Source organism: Gilliamella sp. Imp1-1, assembly GCF_001690415.1.
In the GTDB taxonomy this organism is placed as follows: domain Bacteria; phylum Pseudomonadota; class Gammaproteobacteria; order Enterobacterales; family Orbaceae; genus Gilliamella; species Gilliamella bombi.
In genome coordinates this window covers 1-20,581 of the sequence record NZ_LZHK01000021.1, presented here as the reverse complement: position 1 = coordinate 20,581, position 20,581 = coordinate 1, and the positions used below count along the sequence as shown (strand labels likewise).

19 protein-coding genes are annotated in these 20,581 nt (G+C 35.3%); 15 read left to right on the top strand and 4 right to left on the bottom strand.

The window, feature by feature from the left end; all coding sequences use genetic code 11:
- The first annotated feature begins 227 nt into the window (after window positions 1-227).
- From A9G38_RS02365 to A9G38_RS02350, 4 genes are all read left to right on the top strand, one after another.
- Complete coding sequence (locus A9G38_RS02365) at window positions 228-2,132, top strand: ATP-binding protein (protein ID WP_034910060.1); 1,905 nt, start codon at window positions 228-230, stop codon at window positions 2,130-2,132.
- Window positions 2,133-2,247: 115 nt separating this feature from the next.
- Window positions 2,248-5,292 carry a phage tail tape measure protein gene (locus tag A9G38_RS02360; RefSeq protein WP_034910059.1) on the top strand — a complete coding sequence of 1,015 codons (3,045 nt, stop codon included), beginning with the start codon at window positions 2,248-2,250 and terminating at the stop codon, window positions 5,290-5,292.
- 1 nt (window position 5,293) lies between these two features.
- Window positions 5,294-5,635, top strand: a complete 342-nt coding sequence (locus A9G38_RS02355; RefSeq protein WP_034910058.1) for a phage tail protein — start codon at window positions 5,294-5,296, stop codon at window positions 5,633-5,635.
- Between the two features lie 346 nt (window positions 5,636-5,981).
- Window positions 5,982-6,665, top strand: a complete 684-nt coding sequence (locus tag A9G38_RS02350) for a hypothetical protein (protein ID WP_034910055.1) — start codon at window positions 5,982-5,984, stop codon at window positions 6,663-6,665.
- Between the two features lie 241 nt (window positions 6,666-6,906).
- Here the strand turns inward: A9G38_RS02350 and A9G38_RS02345 are convergent, their stop codons facing one another.
- The gene (locus tag A9G38_RS02345) at window positions 6,907-7,404 is read right to left on the bottom strand and encodes a hypothetical protein (protein ID WP_034910053.1); all 498 of its coding nucleotides are present in this window, start codon (window positions 7,402-7,404) and stop codon (window positions 6,907-6,909) included.
- Window positions 7,405-7,424: 20 nt separating this feature from the next.
- Window positions 7,425-7,805: a helix-turn-helix domain-containing protein gene (locus tag A9G38_RS02340; RefSeq protein ID WP_034910052.1), complete on the bottom strand. Its 381-nt coding sequence runs from the start codon at window positions 7,803-7,805 to the stop codon at window positions 7,425-7,427.
- 89 nt (window positions 7,806-7,894) lie between these two features.
- On the opposite strand from A9G38_RS02340, the gene A9G38_RS02335 reads away from it, so the two are divergent.
- The 3 genes from A9G38_RS02335 to A9G38_RS02325 all read left to right on the top strand — a co-directional run bounded on the left by A9G38_RS02335 (window position 7,895) and on the right by A9G38_RS02325 (window position 10,139).
- Window positions 7,895-8,680, top strand: a complete 786-nt coding sequence (locus A9G38_RS02335; RefSeq protein ID WP_051634129.1) for an HNH endonuclease signature motif containing protein — start codon at window positions 7,895-7,897, stop codon at window positions 8,678-8,680.
- A 77-nt stretch (window positions 8,681-8,757) separates the two neighbouring features.
- Window positions 8,758-9,519 (top strand): KilA-N domain-containing protein, encoded by a 762-nt coding sequence (locus A9G38_RS02330; RefSeq protein ID WP_051634128.1) that lies wholly within the window; start codon window positions 8,758-8,760, stop codon window positions 9,517-9,519.
- Between the two features lie 56 nt (window positions 9,520-9,575).
- Entirely contained in the window at window positions 9,576-10,139 is a 564-nt protein-coding gene (locus A9G38_RS02325; protein WP_051634127.1) for a BRO family protein, read from the top strand.
- A 129-nt stretch (window positions 10,140-10,268) separates the two neighbouring features.
- Here the strand turns inward: A9G38_RS02325 and A9G38_RS02320 are convergent, their stop codons facing one another.
- Complete coding sequence (locus A9G38_RS02320; protein WP_034910051.1) at window positions 10,269-10,715, bottom strand: type II toxin-antitoxin system HicB family antitoxin; 447 nt, start codon at window positions 10,713-10,715, stop codon at window positions 10,269-10,271.
- Between the two features lie 22 nt (window positions 10,716-10,737).
- A complete protein-coding gene (locus A9G38_RS02315; protein ID WP_034910050.1) occupies window positions 10,738-10,920 on the bottom strand; it encodes a type II toxin-antitoxin system HicA family toxin in 183 nt (60 codons plus the stop codon).
- A gap of 104 nt (window positions 10,921-11,024) precedes the next feature.
- Here A9G38_RS02315 and A9G38_RS02310 point away from each other — a divergent pair, with 104 nt between their 5' ends.
- The 8 genes from A9G38_RS02310 to A9G38_RS02275 all read left to right on the top strand — a co-directional run bounded on the left by A9G38_RS02310 (window position 11,025) and on the right by A9G38_RS02275 (window position 20,199).
- Window positions 11,025-11,759 (top strand): phage minor tail protein L, encoded by a 735-nt coding sequence (locus tag A9G38_RS02310; RefSeq protein ID WP_034910047.1) that lies wholly within the window; start codon window positions 11,025-11,027, stop codon window positions 11,757-11,759.
- A 1-nt stretch (window position 11,760) separates the two neighbouring features.
- On the top strand, window positions 11,761-12,483 hold the full coding sequence (locus tag A9G38_RS02305; protein WP_034910044.1) for a C40 family peptidase: 723 nt from the start codon (window positions 11,761-11,763) through the stop codon (window positions 12,481-12,483).
- Complete coding sequence (locus A9G38_RS02300) at window positions 12,473-13,075, top strand: tail assembly protein (RefSeq protein WP_034910041.1); 603 nt, start codon at window positions 12,473-12,475, stop codon at window positions 13,073-13,075. Before A9G38_RS02305 ends, A9G38_RS02300 begins: the two co-directional genes overlap by 11 nt.
- A 7-nt stretch (window positions 13,076-13,082) precedes the next feature.
- Window positions 13,083-16,994, top strand: coding sequence for a phage tail protein (gene gpJ / locus A9G38_RS02295; RefSeq protein ID WP_034910038.1), 3,912 nt, complete (start codon window positions 13,083-13,085; stop codon window positions 16,992-16,994).
- Between the two features lie 7 nt (window positions 16,995-17,001).
- Window positions 17,002-18,051: a hypothetical protein gene (locus A9G38_RS02290; RefSeq protein WP_034910036.1), complete on the top strand. Its 1,050-nt coding sequence runs from the start codon at window positions 17,002-17,004 to the stop codon at window positions 18,049-18,051.
- A gap of 13 nt (window positions 18,052-18,064) precedes the next feature.
- The gene (locus A9G38_RS02285) at window positions 18,065-18,358 is read left to right on the top strand and encodes a hypothetical protein (RefSeq protein ID WP_162162637.1); all 294 of its coding nucleotides are present in this window, start codon (window positions 18,065-18,067) and stop codon (window positions 18,356-18,358) included.
- A 64-nt stretch (window positions 18,359-18,422) separates the two neighbouring features.
- Window positions 18,423-19,847 carry a pyocin knob domain-containing protein gene (locus A9G38_RS02280; protein ID WP_051634126.1) on the top strand — a complete coding sequence of 475 codons (1,425 nt, stop codon included), beginning with the start codon at window positions 18,423-18,425 and terminating at the stop codon, window positions 19,845-19,847.
- Window positions 19,837-20,199: a DUF1353 domain-containing protein gene (locus A9G38_RS02275; RefSeq protein ID WP_051634125.1), complete on the top strand. Its 363-nt coding sequence runs from the start codon at window positions 19,837-19,839 to the stop codon at window positions 20,197-20,199. The genes A9G38_RS02280 and A9G38_RS02275 overlap by 11 nt, the downstream gene beginning before the upstream one ends.
- The last annotated feature ends 382 nt before the right edge of the window (window positions 20,200-20,581 follow it).

The window sequence follows — 20,581 nt, the reverse complement described above, 5'->3', positions numbered from 1 at the left end:
CAGAAGAAATAGTGATAATTGAAAATGAAAAACCTTTGACAACTACTTTACATATAGCAGATGGCACAAATGGAAATCACAGAGCAATTATCCAATTAATCAGAACTCATATACATCACTTTAATAGATAATGCTTATAATTGTAGCTGGGTCCCGCCTTTTATGGCGGGGAATATGTCTAGTTTTTAATAATACACAGATTGCCGTTTAAATATATTAAGGTTATCATGAATATAAACTTAAACAATGAAGATATTGATATAATGAAAACCAACTTTGCTAGAATTGCATCGTATTTTTATAAAGGGGTTACCGTTAATGATGCTTTAAGAGAAGCAATTATGAACTCCATACAAGCTAACGCCACCAATATTTGTATTGATTTTCAATTTGTTTACGAAAAAACACTAGATGGAGAAGAATCAAATCTTGGTAATTTAAATAAATTAATTATAGAAGATAATGGCGATGGATTAACTAGACAAAATATTGATGCTTTCCTTGAGGTGGCAACTGAACACAAAAAAAATATTGGCGGAAAAGGGCTTGGGCGCATTTCTTTTTTAAACTTAGCGTCAACAGTTAAAGTTGAAAGCGTTTCAAATGAAAAGAAAAGTGTAGAATTTGATTTTACATTTAAAACAGATGAGAATGATATCAAAATATCTAATTGTAATGATGAACAGCATTCTTACACAAAAATATATTTAAGTGATTTAAATTTAAAGCATCCGAAAACGCAAGTTGTTTCTTGTGTTAATTTTGTAAAAGAAAAATTTAATTTGATGCTTTTTCTAAAACAACAAGAAACCCAAAAAAAGATTTCTATTAAGTTTTTAGTCAATGGAAGATTGTTTGATGAGGTAAGAAGCAATGATATTTGTTGTTTCAAAACAATCAATCATATAAATAATAACTGTGAGTTTTTAATATATGCTTTTAAGAACAAAGAAAAGCAGGGGGTACGTATATATTATTGTGCTAATAATATTCAAGTAAAACCAGTAGTGATATCTGAAACTTTTCATACAGAATATGTATTTGCTATTACATCAAATTTTTTTGATGAAAAGGCTAATGCAGAAAGAACGCAAATTGATTTTCAATCTAATGATAAGTTAGCTCAAGTAGATATGTTATTAGCTACCCCTAATAACAATTTTGAAAAAGAGTTGAAAGATATATGCCTTGACGTTATTCATAATTGCGAGCCTAACATCAAAGAAGATAATCAAAAAAGGCTTGGCAAACTAGAAGAAAAATATGGCTATATAAATTTTAATGATATTGATGTTAATAGTTTGGAGTTTAATGAAAAAAACATCATTGATTCCTATAGAAATAGAATAAATCAAAAAGAAGATAGACTAGCAATGTTACTCGATAAACCTGATATTTCCGCTGATGAATTGGTTTGTGAAGTGATTGAGCAAAATAAACATGAACTTGCAAAATATATCTTTCATAGGGATTTAGTTGCGAAAAAAGGGTTATCTTTAACTAATTCAAACGAAAATGAAGATGTTTTACATAACTTATTTTTTCCACAAAAAACTAGTGTTGTGGTTGATGATAAAACCGAAAATAATAAAAATCACTTATATCAAAGTTGTGTATGGCTTTTGGACGATAAATTTATGTCTTATACATACACAGCATCAGATATAACAATAAAAAAAATCAATACAGAAATAGGTAGTAATGATTTTGATTGTACATCAGAAAAAAGACCTGATTTATTTATTTTGTATAATAGCCCTGAAGAAAGCGAGTTGCTTAAAGACGTTGTCTTGATTGAGTTTAAGAAAGGTAATATTGATTATAAAGAAAAAACTTCTGCAATCGATCAAGTTGATGAATATAAAGAAAAACTCAAAAAAATTGTAAGTAATATAAATAACTTTTATTGTTATATTATCTGTGATTTTAAGGCTGATGACGTAGATATTGAAAGAGTTATGACTAATAGAGCATTTACGAAAGTTTTTAGTAATAACGGATGTATGTATTATGGTTATTTACCAGGTTCAAAGACACATGTAACTTTTGTTTCATCAAACAGTATTTTTGCGGATGCTGTTGCGAGAAATAAAACATTTTTAAATATCTTAAAAGGTAAAAATAATAACTGAAACTAAATTAGTTTTGACACTAAAACAAAGATTACGGACAAATATACGAACAAACCACCTTCGGGTGGTTTTTTATGCTCGCAATTGCGGGCTTTTTTTATGTTTGGAGAAAACTATGGCAGAAGAAATTACATCACTACAACTTAAAATTGATGTACAAAGCGTTGATGAAGCCAATAAAAAGCTAGACGTTTTTAGCAAAAAAGCGGAAGAAGCGGCATCGGCTACTGACGAATTGACATCAGCAAAAAAACGCGGCTTAAAAGTAACCGATGAAGAATTGAGGGACTTCGAGCGGGTTTATCAAAACGCAGTAAAAGGCGCAAAAGCATCACGAATTAAAGCCGAACAAGAAAGAAAGCTTATCGCAACCAGAAAGCAACTTGCGGCGTCTAGCGATAAATTATATGCCGGTTTTAGAAATCAGCTTGATAGTTTGAAAGACGTTAATACTGCATCAAAAGAATTGGAAAAAATAAGTAGCAGCGTCAGCAAAGCGTTCAGAAACAACGAGCTTGACCTTGGTAACTACACGCAATTACTACGAGATGTTGCAACAAAGCAAAGAGAAGTGACGACCGCTGAAAATATCGCAACAAAAGCGAAAACTGATTTTTTAAACAAATTAAAAGCACAAGTAGCAACTCAAAATTTATCTAAAGAGCAGTTATTGCGATATCAAGCTGCACAGCTCGGGGTTAGCTCATCCGCTGATGTTTATATTCGAAAATTAAGACAAGCAGCAACAGAGACACGCTCTTTTGGACATGTTACAAGAACAGCGACAAATCAAGCGGCTAAAATGCAAATGCAACTGATGAGTGGTAATTTCTCAGGGATGAACTCGCTTGGCATGTCAATGATCATGAAAAATGGCATAGGCAATACTTTTAGTACCCTGTTAACCTCGTTAAACCCTGTAAATATCGGTATTTCAGCAATGGTCGGATTGCTCGGTAGCATGATACCGAAGCTTTTTGAAACCGAAAGCGCTACTGATAAATTAGCAGCAGCGCAAGACCGTTTAAATAGAGTATTGAATACGGACAAGAGCACCGGACTTACTTTTTTGTCTGATGATATGGTGCGATTACTTAAAAAGGATCGCTCATTAGTTGAAGCGGCATTGAAATCTAGTGAAAAAGATTTAAAGACAACTATTTCAAATATAAAGAGTGAGTTGCAACACAGTTTTATTGATATAGAAGAATTTAAAAGAGAATATCGTACTCTTCAAGGAACCGACAGCCAATCTGGTTTAAAAGATGTCTTAAAACGAATTCAGCAAATTACTGAAAGTGGGCAAGATTTAAATACAATGCTAAAAGCTAACGACCGGGCAACATATGAATTCGTTAGTGGTATTCAAGGGAAAATTGAGAATTACGCGGAATATTTTGGTATAACAAAAGAACAAGCTCAAGATTTGCTTGTTGAGTTATCCAGCATACAATCAGAAACAGACTCAATTAAAGTAGAAGAAAAAATAAGCAATTTAATAAAGGAGTTGAGTAGGCTATATGTTACATCAGACAACAGTCCCGACAAGTTTAAATCTTTGATTGACGGGCTTCTTGAAATAGCAAATAAAGCAAGTGATGCAGCGTTTAAAGTTAAATTTTTAAAATCATTAACTAACGTAGGTAATGCTGCAGACCCAAGAAAAAGTCCGTTTTATCAGTACTCTCAAATGGCATTAACGCGAAGTCAGCGCAGAGATGCGGAACTTGCAGAGATGAGAGCTGCTGCAAAAAGAGCTAATGAAATATATAAGCCCGACGAGGATGGCTATGCAACTGACGATAAGATCAAAAAAGCAACACAAGCTATAATAGCAAGATACGCCGAAAAAACAAGCTCAGCAACCAATTTATTACGCACATCACAACAGCAAGAAATCAGCTTAAAAAGTCAGCTTCAAGCACTTCGGGAACAGAGCTTGACGGTTAACACAATTACTTCAGAGCGCAAAAAGTACTTTGATTTACAAGCTCAGATTCAAACGCTAGAAAGTACTGGCAATAAAGCAAGAATGTCAGCGCATGAAAAGTATGTACTTGCACATAAAGATGCTTTACTTGCTCAGTTTGCTAAAAATGCAGCTATTAGTGAAGAAATTGCACAATACGAAACAGCGACTAAAGCACTTCAAAAAATGCAAGAGTACACAACAAACTTATCTGCAAAATCTAAAGCTAGCCAAGCTACGTTCGGCATGACGTCAAAAAATGCGAATCGCTACAATGAAATGTCAGAGCTTGACGCTCAGCGTGATATTGCTTTAAAAGGCACTAGTAATCCTACAGAAATAACAAAAATCACCGAGGAATATAACAAGGCAAAACAAGCGCTACAACAAAGTTGGCAGCAGGAAGACATTAATCAAACCGATTGGTTCGCAGGGCTAAAAGTGGGTATTAATGAATTTTCAGATGCTTCACAGAACATGTTTGATGCGTTTCGTGATTTAGGACAACAAACCATGAGTTCTGTTAGCCACTCATTAACTGAATTTGTTACGACTGGGAAAATGAGCTTTAAAAGCCTTACTAAGTCAATTCTCACAAATATTATTGAGATTATCAATAAGTTACTAGTTGCTCAAACAATACAATCAGCCATGGGGTGGTTTGGAATGGCTAGCGCTGGTGCTGGTGCCGCAACAGGAGGGCTACAGCAAGCATACAGCGGTGGATTGATTAGAGGTTACGCAACTGGTGGGGATGTTGGATACAGCATTAAATCATGTGGTTTTACAGGACGAGGCAACAAGTATGAACCAGCAGGTATTGTTCATAAAGGCGAATTCGTATTCACCAAAGAAGCGACAAAACGCCTTGGCGTTGGCAATCTTTATGCGTTGATGAACGACGCTCAAAGAGGATACGCAAATGGAGGCGCAGTTAATCTTGGTCATGCCTCACCAATTGCTTTTACTCGTAAATCAAGCGGTTCATCTAACGCCGTAAACGTTACAGCTAACGTAACAGTGAATATGCCGTCTACCAACAATGATACGTCAGGCGTTAAAAGTGGTATTGATGCTCAATCAGCTCAAAAACAGATTGGCGCAGTCATTCAAAAAGAGATGAATGAAATGTTTAAAAAATCTGTTTCTCCCGGAGGGGAGCTATATAACATAATGAAAACAATGAGGTAATATGGCAATAGATATATTTAAATGGAAAACAATGGGCAATCCAAAAAATACAGATTCATCAAGCATTAACGAAGCTGGATTTGGCGACGGATATGTCCAGTTATCCAGTAATGGTATTAATAATGCCAGTGAATCGTGGGACTTAACTTATACAGGATGCATCAATGAAATAAAAGAAGTTCGTGATTTTTTAAACTCGCACATCATAAAGTCGTTCAAGTGGAAAAATCCTTATGGCGAAGAAAAATTATATCGAGTTGTTAATAAATCAATCGAATCCGAATTTGTTGGCGGCAGAGTAGTTTCACTATCATTCAAATTTATTCAAGCTTATTCACCTTGATTAAAAACTGGTCAGGAAAGGCATTGATTTTATCAAAGTTTTTTCTGATGTTTTTTGAGGGTGAACTCAACAACCCTTTTTTTAATCGCTTTTTTAATTCATTGAAAAATATAGATTAATTTAAGTGCTAGAAAAAAGGGTTATTTTGTGAAAATTGGTTAAATTTTAGTTAAAACAAAAGGCTATGTTTGATATAATCTAGATTACCGCCGAGTAGGCGGTTTAGAAATCGTAAGCGTCCTCCGCCGTATGTAATACCCAGTTCACCGCTGCATAAGCGGTTTTTTTATTGCACTTGGTTAATAAATTTCATACTATTAATCAAAATTACTTATAGGAGAATAGAGTGAAGAAACTTATATTAATTGGTTTATTTGGCTTGGTTTTAACCGCTTGTAGCACTGTGAAATATAATTATGTAGCTGAAACAAAACAAATAAGCTATCCCGATTTGAATGTTGTTACAAAAACCTTTATTGGCGACGATATGGTTAGACAGGGCACAGTAGCGTCAAGGGATGTTATTTATTTTCCTCAAACTACAGTTGTTAGCAGAGGGGTGGATTTTACTATTCATGCCGGAGAATACCCTAAAGTAGGTGAAGATCAAAAGTATCTATTTTTTGGTTTAAATGAGTTAAATTCTGGAGTAACAGTGGGTAAATCAACCTTTGCTGATTTACCTGTAGGGATTAGAACTAATAAAAAAGATAATGACCTATGCATTGTTACTGTTAGTGGTGGCTCTTTATGTAACAGTAATTCTTCATTTTCGTACCAAAAGAAAAATGTAACTTATCAAAATGCGTTCCAGCAGATACTAATCTATAACGGTAAAGTAGGGCATAAGATTAACATCGGGTATAAAGAATTTAATAAGGATTTTTCTCGCCCTGCATTTTCAAATAATGTTGAATATGACTTATCAGAATCAAAAATTATAAGATATAAAGGTGCAGAATTAGAAATAATAAAAGCAACTAATCAATTCATTGAATATAAAGTATATAGTAATTTCAATCTGAGATAAAAAAAGCCCTTTCGGGCTTATTTAAATTTAGTTAATTTGTTATTAACTACCAAGCAATTCAAACCCTCTAAGAGGGTTTTTTATTATCTAAAATAAGGTAAATACATGAAAGTTTTTTCAATAGTTTTTCATGATAAAAATGGCGTAATACTCGCTACAGATCGGCATGATGATTGTTGGGTAAGGTTATTTGGGAAGTATTATGGTCGCTTAACCAAGGTTAGAGACCATAATGAATTTATTAAGGCTGGAAGCATGATGAAATTAGTCGAATTACGTCAGGAGTCCGAGATAGACCCAAGTCTAATAGTTTCAATACCAAGTGTTTTGTGGCGTCTACAGGAAGCTCTTTCAACTTACCAAGATATGTCTTTTTCTCAGTCTCAGTTAATGAAGATTGCTTGATAATATCTTCCAGTTTTTCTAATGTTTCATTGTGAATTTTAATAGTTGTAACATTAAGTATTGAAGATAGACCGCCATCATCACGGATAAAATCAACGCCCTTTTCTGTGATTTTTAAATTTTGATAGTAGATTATTTTATCATCTGCACCCCACTGGATACAGTTTTCAACCAAACCATGTTTACTTAGATACCAAACATTAGCGACAAAATTGTCAGTTGAACCGAAAAGATTGGTCAGATTTTTATATTCTGCATTTGTAATATTATTTGGGAATTTATCATAAAGAAACATCAATAATTCATTTTGCTTATCGCGAGGGAATTTATCCATCATGCCTCCTTTTATTAGGGTTAGGGCTTATTTTTTATTTTGTAATGTGAACTTAAAGCATTAATTAATTCTTCTTCTAGTGATATGCCTGCTTTTTTAGCCTTATTTTCCATAAAAGCTCTTAAGTTTGGCTCTAAATATAACCAGTGCCAATGTTCTCCTTTTTCATTTTGAAGTGATATTAACTCACTTTCATCACCGTAGGCTAGCCAATTAAAGGGAACTTCTAGTGTTTCTGCTAGCTTGGCAATAATGTTTGCTCTTGGTTTATTTCGGCCTGCTTCGTATCTTGAAATTTGAGCTGCTGCGATACCAGATATTTTTGATAATTCTTCTTGAGAATAACCTTGTTCGGCTCTTCTTTGTATTAATCGTTTTGCAAAAGTGTCATTATTTGTCATAAATAGTATTGAAATGTATTGACATGGTTAATTATTAGAATTAGTATACTATACATTCCATGACACTTTAAGACATTTTATTATTAATTATGAAAACAAGAAAAAGTATATCTTTAATTAGAGATCATGTTGGACTAGATAAAAAATTAAAATCTAAATTATCTATATCTAAAAATGGTTGTCATGAGTGGAATGGAGCTAAAAATTATGATGGCTATGGAATGATTTGGTTTGAAGGATATTCTTGGGCTACTCATAGAGTTGCTTATGAATTAGCTTATGGTGCTATACCTCAAAATAGCAAAAATTTTTGGGTATTGCACACGTGTGATAATCCGTCGTGCTGTAATCCTGAACATTTATATGTTGGTTCTCCGTCTGACAACGCAAAAGATTGTGCTGAAAGATGTAGAAAAAGTGTAGGTTGGCGTTTGTGGGCTAGTCAAGATCCTAATTTTGACCCAAAGAGAAAAGTAGGGACTGTTTATTATGAATACAGAAACGAAATAAAAACTTTACATGAATGGGCTGAACTTTTTGGTATCAATGCGAGAACTTTAGATCAGCGATTTGCAGCAGGATGGAGAGAGGAAGATATTCCTACACCAGCTAATAAATATAAAAGACATTTATCAACAGACTGTACTACTCACTATAGAAGGTTTTCAGGTATAGCAGAAGTAAATCAATATTTAGCAAATAAGGAGAAAAAATTGAAAGAAAATAAAGTACCAGTATCAGCTAGAATTCCCGATTGGATGAAATCTATTCTTGAGAATTCAGCTATTAAAAATGATAGAAATTTTAGTTTAGAACTAATTAACAGAATAAAGCTGTCATTAACAGAGGAGGAAAAGAAAATTGCAGGCATCTAAAAAACTAAAGGCTTTAACTGCGCCAACAGCCAAAGCCCAAATCAAGTTAACCACAAACGCTAAATAAGGGAAAACTTATGAATAATAGTAATATAAACAACTCTAATTGTCCAGTAATAGCTGGAATCTCTATCACAACCGATAAAGAGGGTCGATATAATCTTAATGCGCTACATAAAGCTAGTGGAGGCAAAGATGCTAAAAGACCTAAAGCATGGTTAGCAACAAAGTCCACTCAAGAACTTATTGAAGAGCTAAGGCAGAATTCTGCCTTTGGTCAAGAAATAATCACTGTCACAAAAGGCGGTATTTCTTCTGGTACATTCGCCCATGAACTTTTGGCCATTTCTTATGCCGGTTGGATTAGTCCAAAATTTCAGTTAATGGTAAATCAAGTATTTTTAGACTATAAAAAAGGTGAATTGAAAAACATTCAAAAAACTTCTAAATCTTATTTACCTGAATATCGACAAGCTAAGGCGATAGAATTATCAGTCAGAGCCTTAGATAAGATGTTTAGCAATTTGCCACATTTGAGTGAACAGTCAAAACAAGCTATCTATGCCGATACAATTAATCCAATTGCTGGTAAAAATGTTATTCCGCTTCCCGTTCTTGAAAACAAAACATTTTCAGCTAGTGAAGTAGGAGATTTACTTGGCGTATCCTCAAATAAAATTGGTCGTATAGCTAATAAGCTCAACTTAAAAACAGAAGACTACGGAATTTTCGTACTCGATAAGTCACGTTCTTCTGATAAACAAGTTGAAACTTTTAGATATAACGAAAAAGCAATAGATGTAATTAAAAATCATCTTATTAATAAAGAAATCGCTTAATCAATTAACAACAAATTATAAGCCCTCTAAAAAGGGGGCAATTACGAGGATATAGCATGTCAAATCAATTAATGTTTCACAGCACAGTAGTGCAACCAGTTAAACGTAATAATCAAATTTGGATCACGTCCACCGAGCTATCTAAGCTTTTACAATATGCTGATTCTAAATCAGTAACAAAGATTTATAGTCGGAACAAGGATGAGTTCACCGATAAAATGACAATGGTGGTCAAATTGACTACCAATGGAATAAACAACAGTCTACGCAAGAAATCAGTACGAATTTTCTCACTTCGTGGAGCGCATCTAATCGCAATGTTTGCTAGTACAAATGTAGCAAAAGAAGTGCGTAAATGGTTGTTAGATTTAGCTGATAAAGAGGCAGGTCATTCACAAACAAGAAAAGATATGATTGAGGTAAACAGAACCAATTTGATTTGTTTAGTTCATCACATGCTTTGGTTGAACGATTTCTACATAGACAATCGTTTATATGATGTTTTTAAAATGCTAGGCTCTAATTTCGGTATAAGAATTCACGATCATTTTGGCGACGGTGCTTTTGTTGCCTCGATGTTTAAACGACAGTTAGAAAAGAAACAATTACGGCAAGTATAAGTTAACGACTGTAAGAAAGAAGGCAGAATCCTGCCTTTGATTAAAAAACAATCGCAATCAAATATACGAACAAACCACCTTCGGGTGGTTTTTTATTAGCAGTTGTATGGCGCTTAATAACCAAAATAATTAACGCACTCTATTTTGTGCCGCCAATTCATTAATAGCAGCTTCTGCCAAAAAATTACTCCGATCCTTATAAAAGGAATTCGGCGCTTTAACTGCGTTATCTATTCTATCGATAAGAATATCGGGTAATGTGATATTAATTCTTTTTTGTTTTCCAACAAATGATGATAAATCAACATCGATAATTACCCACGTATCGCAATGAGCATACTCATCGTTATTTTTATACGAAACATGATCGTTGTGAATATCTTTAACATCATAATCGCCTGATTCGATCATGTCTTGAACTGTTAACAAAATAGCTTCAGTTGCCATTGCTGGAATATCACTTTCTTTATCAGCAGCAGAATAACAATCATATTTATCATTGCATAACGCAGGCACGACAATGCCGTAAGCTGTATTGCTATCGTTCGGTGTTTCAATGCCAAGAGTAAAAAACATAATACCTCCAAAAGTTGGCGGGCTATAAAAGCCCCGCCGATTTTTTGATTGATCTTACTGTGCCAACCGGTAAATCTGATTTTGGATGAGGAACTGGAAACGTTTTATTAGTTATCGGTGAGTAAAACATATGATGACTACCTCTAACTCTTTTCAGAATACACCCTGCACTGGTAAGTTCTTTTATCAGGTCAGTTGATTTCATGTTTACCTCCTAACCTGAAAATAATTATACACACATATACACAAACAGCAAGTAAAAATACAAGTAAAAACACAAATAAATTAGTTTAATCATCTGGAGAAACTATGCCAATAACACAAGATTTACAAACACTTGAGGGTAACCAGCTTATACAACTAATAGAGGTGGATGGTACAAAGTTTGGTCTTGATGAAGTGCTGAGATTTCATGCTCATAATATTTCATCTAATGGTTGGGCGTCATTTGCCGCTGAGAATTTACCATCAATAAAATGGCAAGGTAAAGAATATTTACCGTATCCATATGAACTAAAAGACATTGAATTGAGCAGCACTGGCTCACAACCAACACCAAGACTATCCGTCGGCAATATAGACGGCCGAGTAACTCGGCTTTGTCTTGATTATGATGATTTAGTACAAGCAAAAGTCAAAATACACACGACAATGGCTAAGTACCTTGATGCGGAGAATTGGCTTAATGGAAACCCCACCGCTGACCCAACTCAAGAGCGAGTTCAGCTATTTTTTATCAATAACAAACGAGAAGAAACAAAAGCGACCGTTGAGTTTGAGCTGTGCTCACCTTTTGACATACAAAATCTTAAATTACCCACACGGCAAATAACAACGGTTTGTACTTGGTGTATGCGTGGGTGGTATAGAACGGGTACAGGGTGTGATTATGCAGGCAATAAGTACTTCACTAAAGATGGTATAGAGACGGATGACCCTGCTAAAGATCAATGCGGTGGCTTGTTAAAGGATTGTAAAGCTCGCCATGGCAATAATCCTCTCCCTTTTGGTGGTTTCCCTGCAGCGAATTTACAAGGTAAATGATATGAGACAAAAATTATTAGATGCTATAAAAAAACATGTTGATAGTGAATATCCTAACGAGGCGTGCGGTCTGATTGTGGATACGGGTAAAACTCAAAAATATATACCGTGTAAAAACATATCAGACAATCCCAAAGAGCATTTTTTAATCTCACCTGATGAACAACTGGAAGCCGAGAAACAGGGTGAAATCATTATGATTATTCACTCTCACCCTGATGTGGTATCACTTGTCCCGTCAGAATTTGACCGTATTCAATGCGACTATTCAGGCCTTGAATGGGGAATTATGTCTGTCCCTGACGGTGATTTTTGCACAATATCACCGCGTATAAATCGGGATTATACGGGGCGTCAATGGCTGCTAGGGTATGCTGATTGTTGGGCACTTATTATGGATTACTATAAACGAGAGTATAACATAAGCCTAAAGAACTATTCTGTTACTCGCGAATGGTGGGAGAGTGGAGATGAAAATATTTATGATGAAAATTGGCAATCAGAGGGGTTTGTTGAGGTGGAGCTCAAAGACATGAAGATTGGCGACATCATTATGATGCGAATTGGTGCACAGGTTACAAACCATGCCGCTATCTATGTAGGTGACAATCTTATTCTTCATCATCTTTATGGCCAATTATCATCAAGAACACCATACGGTAAATATTTTAGAGATAGAACCGTTCGAATAGTACGACACAAGGAGTTATTTAATGCTGAGTAATGTAACGTTTAAAGGCGCAATGGCTAAGCAATTTGGCAAGAATCATCAATACGATGTGCAAGATATTAAAGAAGTGTTAAGAGCGTTATGCGCAACGATAAAAGGCTTTGAAAAATACATGAGTTCAGCGCATATGAAAGGTGTCAAATTTGCTTTTTTTGTTGACGGCAAAAACATTGGTATTGATGAGTTTGATATTAATGCAAGTGGTAAAAATTACATGATCATGCCTGTAGCTCAAGGCTCTAAAAGTGGTGGAATGCTACAAATTATTATTGGTGCTATTGCGTTGGTAGCGGCATTTTTTACGGCAGGTGCGACTTTGACAGTATTTGGCGCAACAATAGCTGCATCATCAACGCTTGCAGGAATCGGTATTAGTATGATGCTTGGCGGGGTTGTTCAATTGCTTACACCTCAGCCGAAATTTAACGCCGGTGGTTCATCTAGCGCAGAAAATAAGCCCAATTATGGATTTGGTGCGCCAGTTAATACCAATGCTGTAGGTTATCCTGTGGCTATTTTGTTGGGTGAGCGTGAAATTGGTGGTGCAGTAATTAATGCTGGTATTTATTCAGAAGATCAACAATAGGTGAATTATGCATTTGATAGAGGGTCAAAAAGGTGGCGGTAAAAAACCACACAAGCCTTATGAGCAACCAGATAACTTACTTTCAACAGCCAAGCTTAAAGCATTGATTGCATTAAGTGAGGGTGAGATTCAAGGTGATATTACAGAACAAAATATTTATATTGATAACACACCGCTAGCTAATGTCGATGGTTCACGTAATTTTAATGGTGTTATTTGGGAGTTTCGTAATGGATCACAAACTCAAGAATATATTAAAGGCATCCCTGAGATAAGTAATGAACTGCGGGCAAATTATATAGTAAAGGCCAATAAACCTTGGGTTCGCTCATTTTCTAATTTAGATTTAGATGCAATTAGAATTAAGTTGAGTTTGCCTACTCATGTTGAATATAAAGAAAATGGCGATATGGTTGGTACAGTCACAAAGTATGCAATTGATCTATCAACGGATGGCAGTGCTTTTGAAACGGTTGTGAATGCGGAATTTAATGGTAAGACTACATCTGAATATCAACGAGATCATCGCATAAATCTGCCAAGTGCGGTAAATGGTTGGGCTATTCGAGTAAGGCGATTAACGCCAGATTCTAACTCCAATAGTAAATTAATTAACGCATTTGCTGTATCTTCTTACGCAGAAGTTATTGATAGTAAGTTACGATATCCAAATACTGCCTTGCTTTACATTGAGCTTGATGCTAGTCAATTTAACGGAGCTGTGCCCAAAATCAGTTGTAAGCTAAAAGGAAAACTTGTTCAAGTTCCAGATAATTACGATCCAGTTAGCCGAACATATTCAGGAGTTTGGCAAGGTGGCTTTAAAATGGCTTACACGAATAATCCTGCTTGGCTGGCTTATTATTTAATGCGTGATGAGATAGCTGGCATGGGATTACGAATTGATTCTACCATGCTAGATAAATGGTCTATCTATCAACTAGGGCAATACTGCGATCAAATGGTTTCGGATGGAAAAGGAGGCAAAGAGCCACGTTTTGCTTGTAATGAGTATATACAAAGCCAAGAAGATGCTTACACAGTACTTAAAGACTTGGTGGCGTCATTTCGTGGGATAATTTTTTGGGGTAATGATCAGATTTGTTTAACGGCTGACATGCCGCAAGACGAGCCTGATTTTATCTATCATCCATCAAATGTTATTGGGGATTTTGCTTATTCAGGTGGTTCATATAAAAATCGATATACTTCGTGCTTAGTTGCTTATTCTGACCCTAATAATCATTATTGTGATGATGTAGAAGCTGTATGGGACTATGATTTAATGCGTCGATACGATGTTAATGTGATGAAATTAACTGCGATCGGTTGTACATCACAATCAGAAGCCCAAAGAAGGGGACGTTGGGCATTACTTTCCAATGCGAAAGATGAAGTAATCACCTTTACTGTTGGCTTGGATGGGTATATCCCCATGCCTGCGCGAATTATTGGCGTAGCCGATCCGTCCCGTTCAGGTAAAGAAAACGGTGGGCGAATTCATGCCGTTTCTGGGCGAAAAATAACGCTAGATAGAGTTGTTGATTATAGCGCTGGCGATCGGCTAGTAATTAACTTGCCAGATGGTACAGCTCAAAGCAGAACCATCAAAGCAATCAGTATCGATAAAAAAACGATTACGGTTTCTGCTAACTATAAAATTGAACCTGTAGCTGGTGCAGTTTGGTGTATAGATAGTGATAATATTGCAATTCAATATTTTAGAGTGACATCAATATCGGCAACTGAAAAAGGTCGGTTTACAATAACGGCTATTCAGCACGATCCTGATAAATTCAAATATATTGATGAGGGTATTCGGATTGAGTCAAAACCTATTACCGTTACTCCACCAAGTTCAATTTCTACCCCCAAAAATATTGTTGTTTCCGAAAGTAGCTACATCTCTCAAGGATTGTCAATTGCCTCTTTAAATGCAACATGGGATACAGTGGAAGGAGCAACAAACTACGTTGCTCAATGGCGAAAAGATAATTCAGCTTGGATTAATGTTGGTCGTACAAACGGCACAAATTTTACTGTTGAGGGGGTTTATTCAGGTGTCTATGAAGTTCGTGTAAGAGCTGTTAATGCAATTGACGTATCTTCACCTTGGGCATACTCACAAGCGACTTCAATTAAAGGTAAGGTTGGTAAACCAGACAAACCAATTGGGTTTACGGCTAGTGATGATGTTGTTTTTGGTATTGATTTAAAGTGGTCATTTCCTGACGGTAGCGGTGACACAAGTCATACTGAAATCCAATACTCTACTAATGAAAGTGAAGAAAAGGCACTACTGTTAAGCAATGTTACGTATCCAAGTTGCAGTTATTCACAAACAGGATTATCAATTGGTCAAGTGTTTTTCTATCGCGCTCGACTGATTGATAAGATCGGAAACGTTAGCGATTGGACAGAATGGGTTAGAGGAATTTCTAGCACAAATACTAACGATTTAACTGACCATATTTTTGATGAAATCAAAGAAACTGATGCTTGGAACTCATTAGTTGGAAAAGCTGATAACAATGCTATTTTAATTGATAAACAGGCTAATGAATTAGCAAATCAAAGTAAACGCATTGTAGAAAATGCATTATCTTCAATTAAAAACTCAAAATCAATTATTGAGAATGCATTAGCTAATGATGTGGATTCGAAAAAATGGCGTAATGAAGTAGGTAATGTTAGTGCAGAAATAAAAGAAACTAAAGCATTAATTGTATCAGAACATGAAGCTACGGCGATTGAGCTTACTGAAATATCTTCAACTTTGGATGGGGCTAAAGCTAATATTGATGAACTTAAGCAAACAACAATAAAACAAGGTGAAAAACTAAGTTTACAGTCTGACGCTATTAATTCATTAGGTGCAAGTTTAGATTTAACCAATAATAACGTTGACGCAGTCAATAAAAATGTTAAAGCAAATGCCAATGCAATTAATTCACTCAGCACTAAGGTTGAAAAACAAGGTGATGATATTGAATCTATTTCATCATCATTAAATCATTTGGATACGACAATAGATTCAGTTAATGCTCACAGCAGTGTAACATCATCAACTCAATCATTAGCGACAATCAAAAATGCACTTAATACTGATAACGAGTCAGTTGAACGTCGTAAAAATGACGGTAAAAACCAACAAGAAATTCATGTTGTTGCTGAGAATATGGTAAAACTTAGCGCAGGACTTGGGGATGCTAAAGGTGAAATAATTGATTTAAAGCAAGTTGTAATAAAACAAGGAGAGTCGCTTGAAACTCAAAGCAATACTTTAACCCAATTATCATCATCGATAGATGACGTCAATAATAGTGTTAAAAATAATGCTAGCTCTATTAACCAAATGAGCACAAAGGTAACGCAACAAGGCGAGAAAATCTCAGCTCAAGCGGATGCTATTAATTCAATCAATACGAATATTGGCGAGGTATCAGCTCAAGTTACTGACGCATCAAAAGCTGTTCAAGATACAAACGGGAAATTATCAGCATATAGGACAATGAAAGTTCAGGTTGATGATAAGGGACAGCAGTATGTCGCCGGCATGACAATGGGCGTTGAGAATACCGATAATGGCATGCAGTCAAATGTCATCTTTCTTGCTGATAAATTCATGGTTATGAACCAAGCAAATGGTAACCCTGTCCCAGCTTTTATCATAAAAGATGGCGATGTGATTATGAATGGCGCAATCATCGGCAGGGCGTCATTAAATTTCACAACAATTTCGGATACGATTCAATCTGAAAACTATGTTCCGGGAAAATCAGGGTGGCGGTTATTTAAAGATGGTAATTTTGAGATAAATAGCTCATTTCTTGGAGGCGGAAGAATTGAATTAAACGGTAGTGGATTAGCTGTCTTTGATGAAAGAAATGTACTGAGAGTAAAACTAGGTAAATTGTGAGGTAAAAGTGTCAAGTTACGGCTTAAAGATTTTTAGTGCTGATGGACCTGATATTATATTAGATTCATCTCACACTATGTGTTGTATTTTAGGGATATGTAGTGTTGAACAGCACCAAACAGGTATTTATGTTCCTGATGGGTATCAGTATTATGTGCATTTAACAAACGGCTCTGGTTATAATGTTGACTTTGAGGTAGATGAAGATGGCACCAATATTTGGGTGTGCGGCGCTTTTGATTCAAGAAGTTATTTGGATCACAATCGGCAGGTTATTTTGGAAAATGGAGCTAACGCGTGGGGATATGGAGGTGACAGCGGTAGTGGGTATAATCAACTGTGTATAATAATTGGTTATCCGATACACAATCCTGCATCAGGATTCGGTATTTCATTCACGGGTCAAAATAATTTTTTCTCCATTAATCAGACGTCATTGTGCGCACCTGTAGTATTTAAGGGGGATATTACAATATCAGCTAAAGACGGATGGCGACCAAGCAATATTAATCCGTACCTGAACTTCAACAATTGCGCAGTCTTTGTTTATAGTGAAAAACAGGATTTATCAATTGGAATTGGATATAATCGAAATATTGATGAGCACGTATTATTTGCGCACAACACTGACGGTGTCAAGCTGGGTCATGATATTTCTATAAAAGTGGTTGTTTTTGCAAAACAAAAAATTGTAAATACTCAATCAAAATATGGAATGAGAATTTACAATGCCTCTGGTGAAATAGTCTATGATTCAACATCTGGAATTTTAATTAACCCACAATTATTCAGCTTTGGATCGATTAACCTTAGAGAGTTCGTTAATATACCAAACATTAGACGCCCCATGTTTATTCCAACATCCATCGGCGGTTATGCGAGTTTTGATAAATACAGCGGCGTTACTAAACAGATTGGATTTGCTTCAAATGGATTTAGTCTAGCGCCATCTTATATAAATCATGAAAATTATAAATGGACCCATCCATTTAACGGAAAATTTACTTCAAATTTTCCGTTAATGATTTTAGATGCTGAAAATTATTTTAAATTTTAAAAAGGGAGCAATGATGAAAAAAATAATATTACTATCCATATTGTTATTTTCTGGCAATTCGTATTCTGAAAATTTAAATTGCAATGCAATTTATAAAGAAAAAATGTTAGGGGGAGCAATAAAAAGTTTTGAAATTAGTAAAGTTAGAAAAATCAATGACAATCACTATGATTTAAAGCTCAAGTTAACTGGTTCCATACGACAAAAATTAGATAGTTTCCCGACTGAGAAAACTCATACTTTAATTGATATCAAATGCGCAAACGCCGAAAAAGAAAAGCAATTAAAGGGATTGTTAAAATTATAATTCAATTTATTCAATAAAACCGCTCATGTAGCGGTTTTTTTATATTTAAAATTTGAGGAAAATTATGTGGTATACAACAGGTAAAATAAATGTAACAAAAAACAGTGATACAGTAACAGGCATTGGAACAAAATGGTCTAATCCGTTATCAGGTGTATCTGCCGGAAGAATGCTTATTCTGCAATCATCAAATCAAGTTGAAATATATGAAATTGCATCAGTTCAATCTGATACGAGATTAACATTAGCGGAAAATTATAACGGCGTAACAGCAAAAGATAAAACGTATAAAATCCCAACATCGCCATCAGTTTCTATTGAGCAATTTGCATTAGAAATAGCATCATCACTAGCATATCATCAGAAACAGCTTGATGGTTGGCAAAAAATCTTAACTGGCTCGGGAGATGTTGAGTTAATAGCACCAGATGGGCAAAAAGTCATAATAAAATCACAAAAACAATTATCTAATTTAATAGATAACGCAGTTAAAAAATCAGGCGATGAAATAACCGGGCAGCTACGGTTTTCGCCGACGTCATACGGTATAAAATTTTTGCACGAAAATAAAAATGAACTCGTGATGCGACCGTCCGGTGATAGTTTTATATACGCATACTATGATGCTGAGTCAGAAAGATGGGCAAACAAATTGAGGTATGTTGCTAGCAGCAATTCTTGGCGTTTTGAAAACATTGATGATGTGACAATTAACAATAAGTCAGTGTTAAAAACGGGTGACGCAGTACAGCTACTCGGTGATTTGTCAAATACTAATCTGAACAATCTAACTGGCTTTAACGAAGGCATTTATTTTCAAGGTAAAAACGTTCAAGCCACACCTGAAAACAACTATCCTATTAATGAAGCTGGCACATTACAAGTTTTAAAAAATGGTGCAGACGGAGCTGGTTGCTGTCAAATCTACACTGCTTACAGAAATGCTCGGCAGTTTATTAGAAACTATCGCGGAGGATCTAAGTCATGGGAACCTTGGATTGAACAAATCACAAGCGGAAACTCAACAGTAGATAGTAATGGTTTTCTGAAAAAAGCATCGCCGATATTAAGACTATTTGCAAATGATAACATTGAAGAAGCTGATGGTTTTAAAAAATCGGGGTGTGCTTTAGTAAATGATTTGGCTAGCGGCGTGACAGCTACACGTATTGATGTCGGGCATTATGAAATTCACGGCAGCTTAGGCTTTGCAAAAGAGGGCTGGTACATCACGTTACCGGAGGACGTGAACGGCAATAAAAAATTCTTTGCTGAGTATTCAGTTGATGAAAATAATATCATCACAGTTAAAACGTATACTAAAAAGTTTGACTTTGAAAACTGTCAAATTGTTGCAGGTGAACCAATTGACATAACTGAGGGTCGTTGGATTGATATTCGGTTAGAAATGCCCGTTATTGAAAATGAAGAGCCGATACCGAGCACGTTAAATCCAGTTATAGTTAGCGAGGTGTCGGATGATATTTGATGAATTTGATGAAATTCATTGTGCATTCATAAAAGGTGGTGAAAAAATCCGCCTTTTAAAACCGCTAATTGCACGTCCAATTATCAATGGTGAGCAAGTTGAAATCATCGTCAAAAAAGGATTTGTTAGCGACGGTGATTCAACAAAGTATGCTAAATTCATGTTTCCGAAATTCAATAAAGCGTTAAAAGCGGCAATATTGCACGATTACATGTACGGGAAAGCACTATTTACTCGAAAAATTGCAGATGATATTTATCTGCAAGCTAACACTGAACTGAATGTTAGTTTTTGGCGAAGATATGTAAAATATTTTGCTGTTAGATTGTTCGGTTCGGGTAACTATCGATAACAAAACACACTATCAATCTTCAACTTACAATACTCAACAGCGTCTTCTAGCATCACAAAATCCGCGATATCGTATAGCGTTTTCTGCGTTTGATAGAACACATAATTGTGCTCGTCGTCGCTGTTGATAATGTAGCATTCGCCCGATAACTCTATTTCGTAATCTTCGGGCGTCATGCGTATGTAAATTGGTATGCAGTATTTAATTGTTATCATTCTGTGAAAAATTGATGAGCTTTATGTATTAAATATCACTAAAGCAATTTAAAATGTGACAAAATATTACAACTGTATATTACAAGTTTATTACAAATAGATATTTTTATAATAGGATTGAAGTTAGTGTAAAGCCTTATAGGAAGATGGCGGAAGCGCAGAGATTC

Bases quoted from the DNA above. Each gene is read 5' to 3' on its own strand.
- A9G38_RS02365 (WP_034910060.1), top strand. From the start codon at position 228: ATGAATATAAACTTAAACAATGAAGATATTGATATAATGAAAACCAAC.
- A9G38_RS02360 (WP_034910059.1), top strand. From the start codon at position 2,248: ATGGCAGAAGAAATTACATCACTACAACTTAAAATTGATGTACAAAGC.
- A9G38_RS02355 (WP_034910058.1), top strand. From the start codon at position 5,294: ATGGCAATAGATATATTTAAATGGAAAACAATGGGCAATCCAAAAAAT.
- A9G38_RS02345 (WP_034910053.1), bottom strand. From the start codon at position 7,404: ATGGATAAATTCCCTCGCGATAAGCAAAATGAATTATTGATGTTTCTT.
- A9G38_RS02340 (WP_034910052.1), bottom strand. From the start codon at position 7,805: ATGACAAATAATGACACTTTTGCAAAACGATTAATACAAAGAAGAGCC.
- A9G38_RS02335 (WP_051634129.1), top strand. From the start codon at position 7,895: ATGAAAACAAGAAAAAGTATATCTTTAATTAGAGATCATGTTGGACTA.
- A9G38_RS02330 (WP_051634128.1), top strand. From the start codon at position 8,758: ATGAATAATAGTAATATAAACAACTCTAATTGTCCAGTAATAGCTGGA.
- A9G38_RS02325 (WP_051634127.1), top strand. From the start codon at position 9,576: ATGTCAAATCAATTAATGTTTCACAGCACAGTAGTGCAACCAGTTAAA.
- A9G38_RS02320 (WP_034910051.1), bottom strand. From the start codon at position 10,715: ATGTTTTTTACTCTTGGCATTGAAACACCGAACGATAGCAATACAGCT.
- A9G38_RS02315 (WP_034910050.1), bottom strand. From the start codon at position 10,920: ATGAAATCAACTGACCTGATAAAAGAACTTACCAGTGCAGGGTGTATT.
- A9G38_RS02310 (WP_034910047.1), top strand. From the start codon at position 11,025: ATGCCAATAACACAAGATTTACAAACACTTGAGGGTAACCAGCTTATA.
- A9G38_RS02305 (WP_034910044.1), top strand. From the start codon at position 11,761: ATGAGACAAAAATTATTAGATGCTATAAAAAAACATGTTGATAGTGAA.
- A9G38_RS02300 (WP_034910041.1), top strand. From the start codon at position 12,473: ATGCTGAGTAATGTAACGTTTAAAGGCGCAATGGCTAAGCAATTTGGC.
- gpJ (WP_034910038.1), top strand. From the start codon at position 13,083: ATGCATTTGATAGAGGGTCAAAAAGGTGGCGGTAAAAAACCACACAAG.
- A9G38_RS02285 (WP_162162637.1), top strand. From the start codon at position 18,065: ATGAAAAAAATAATATTACTATCCATATTGTTATTTTCTGGCAATTCG.
- A9G38_RS02280 (WP_051634126.1), top strand. From the start codon at position 18,423: ATGTGGTATACAACAGGTAAAATAAATGTAACAAAAAACAGTGATACA.
- A9G38_RS02275 (WP_051634125.1), top strand. From the start codon at position 19,837: ATGATATTTGATGAATTTGATGAAATTCATTGTGCATTCATAAAAGGT.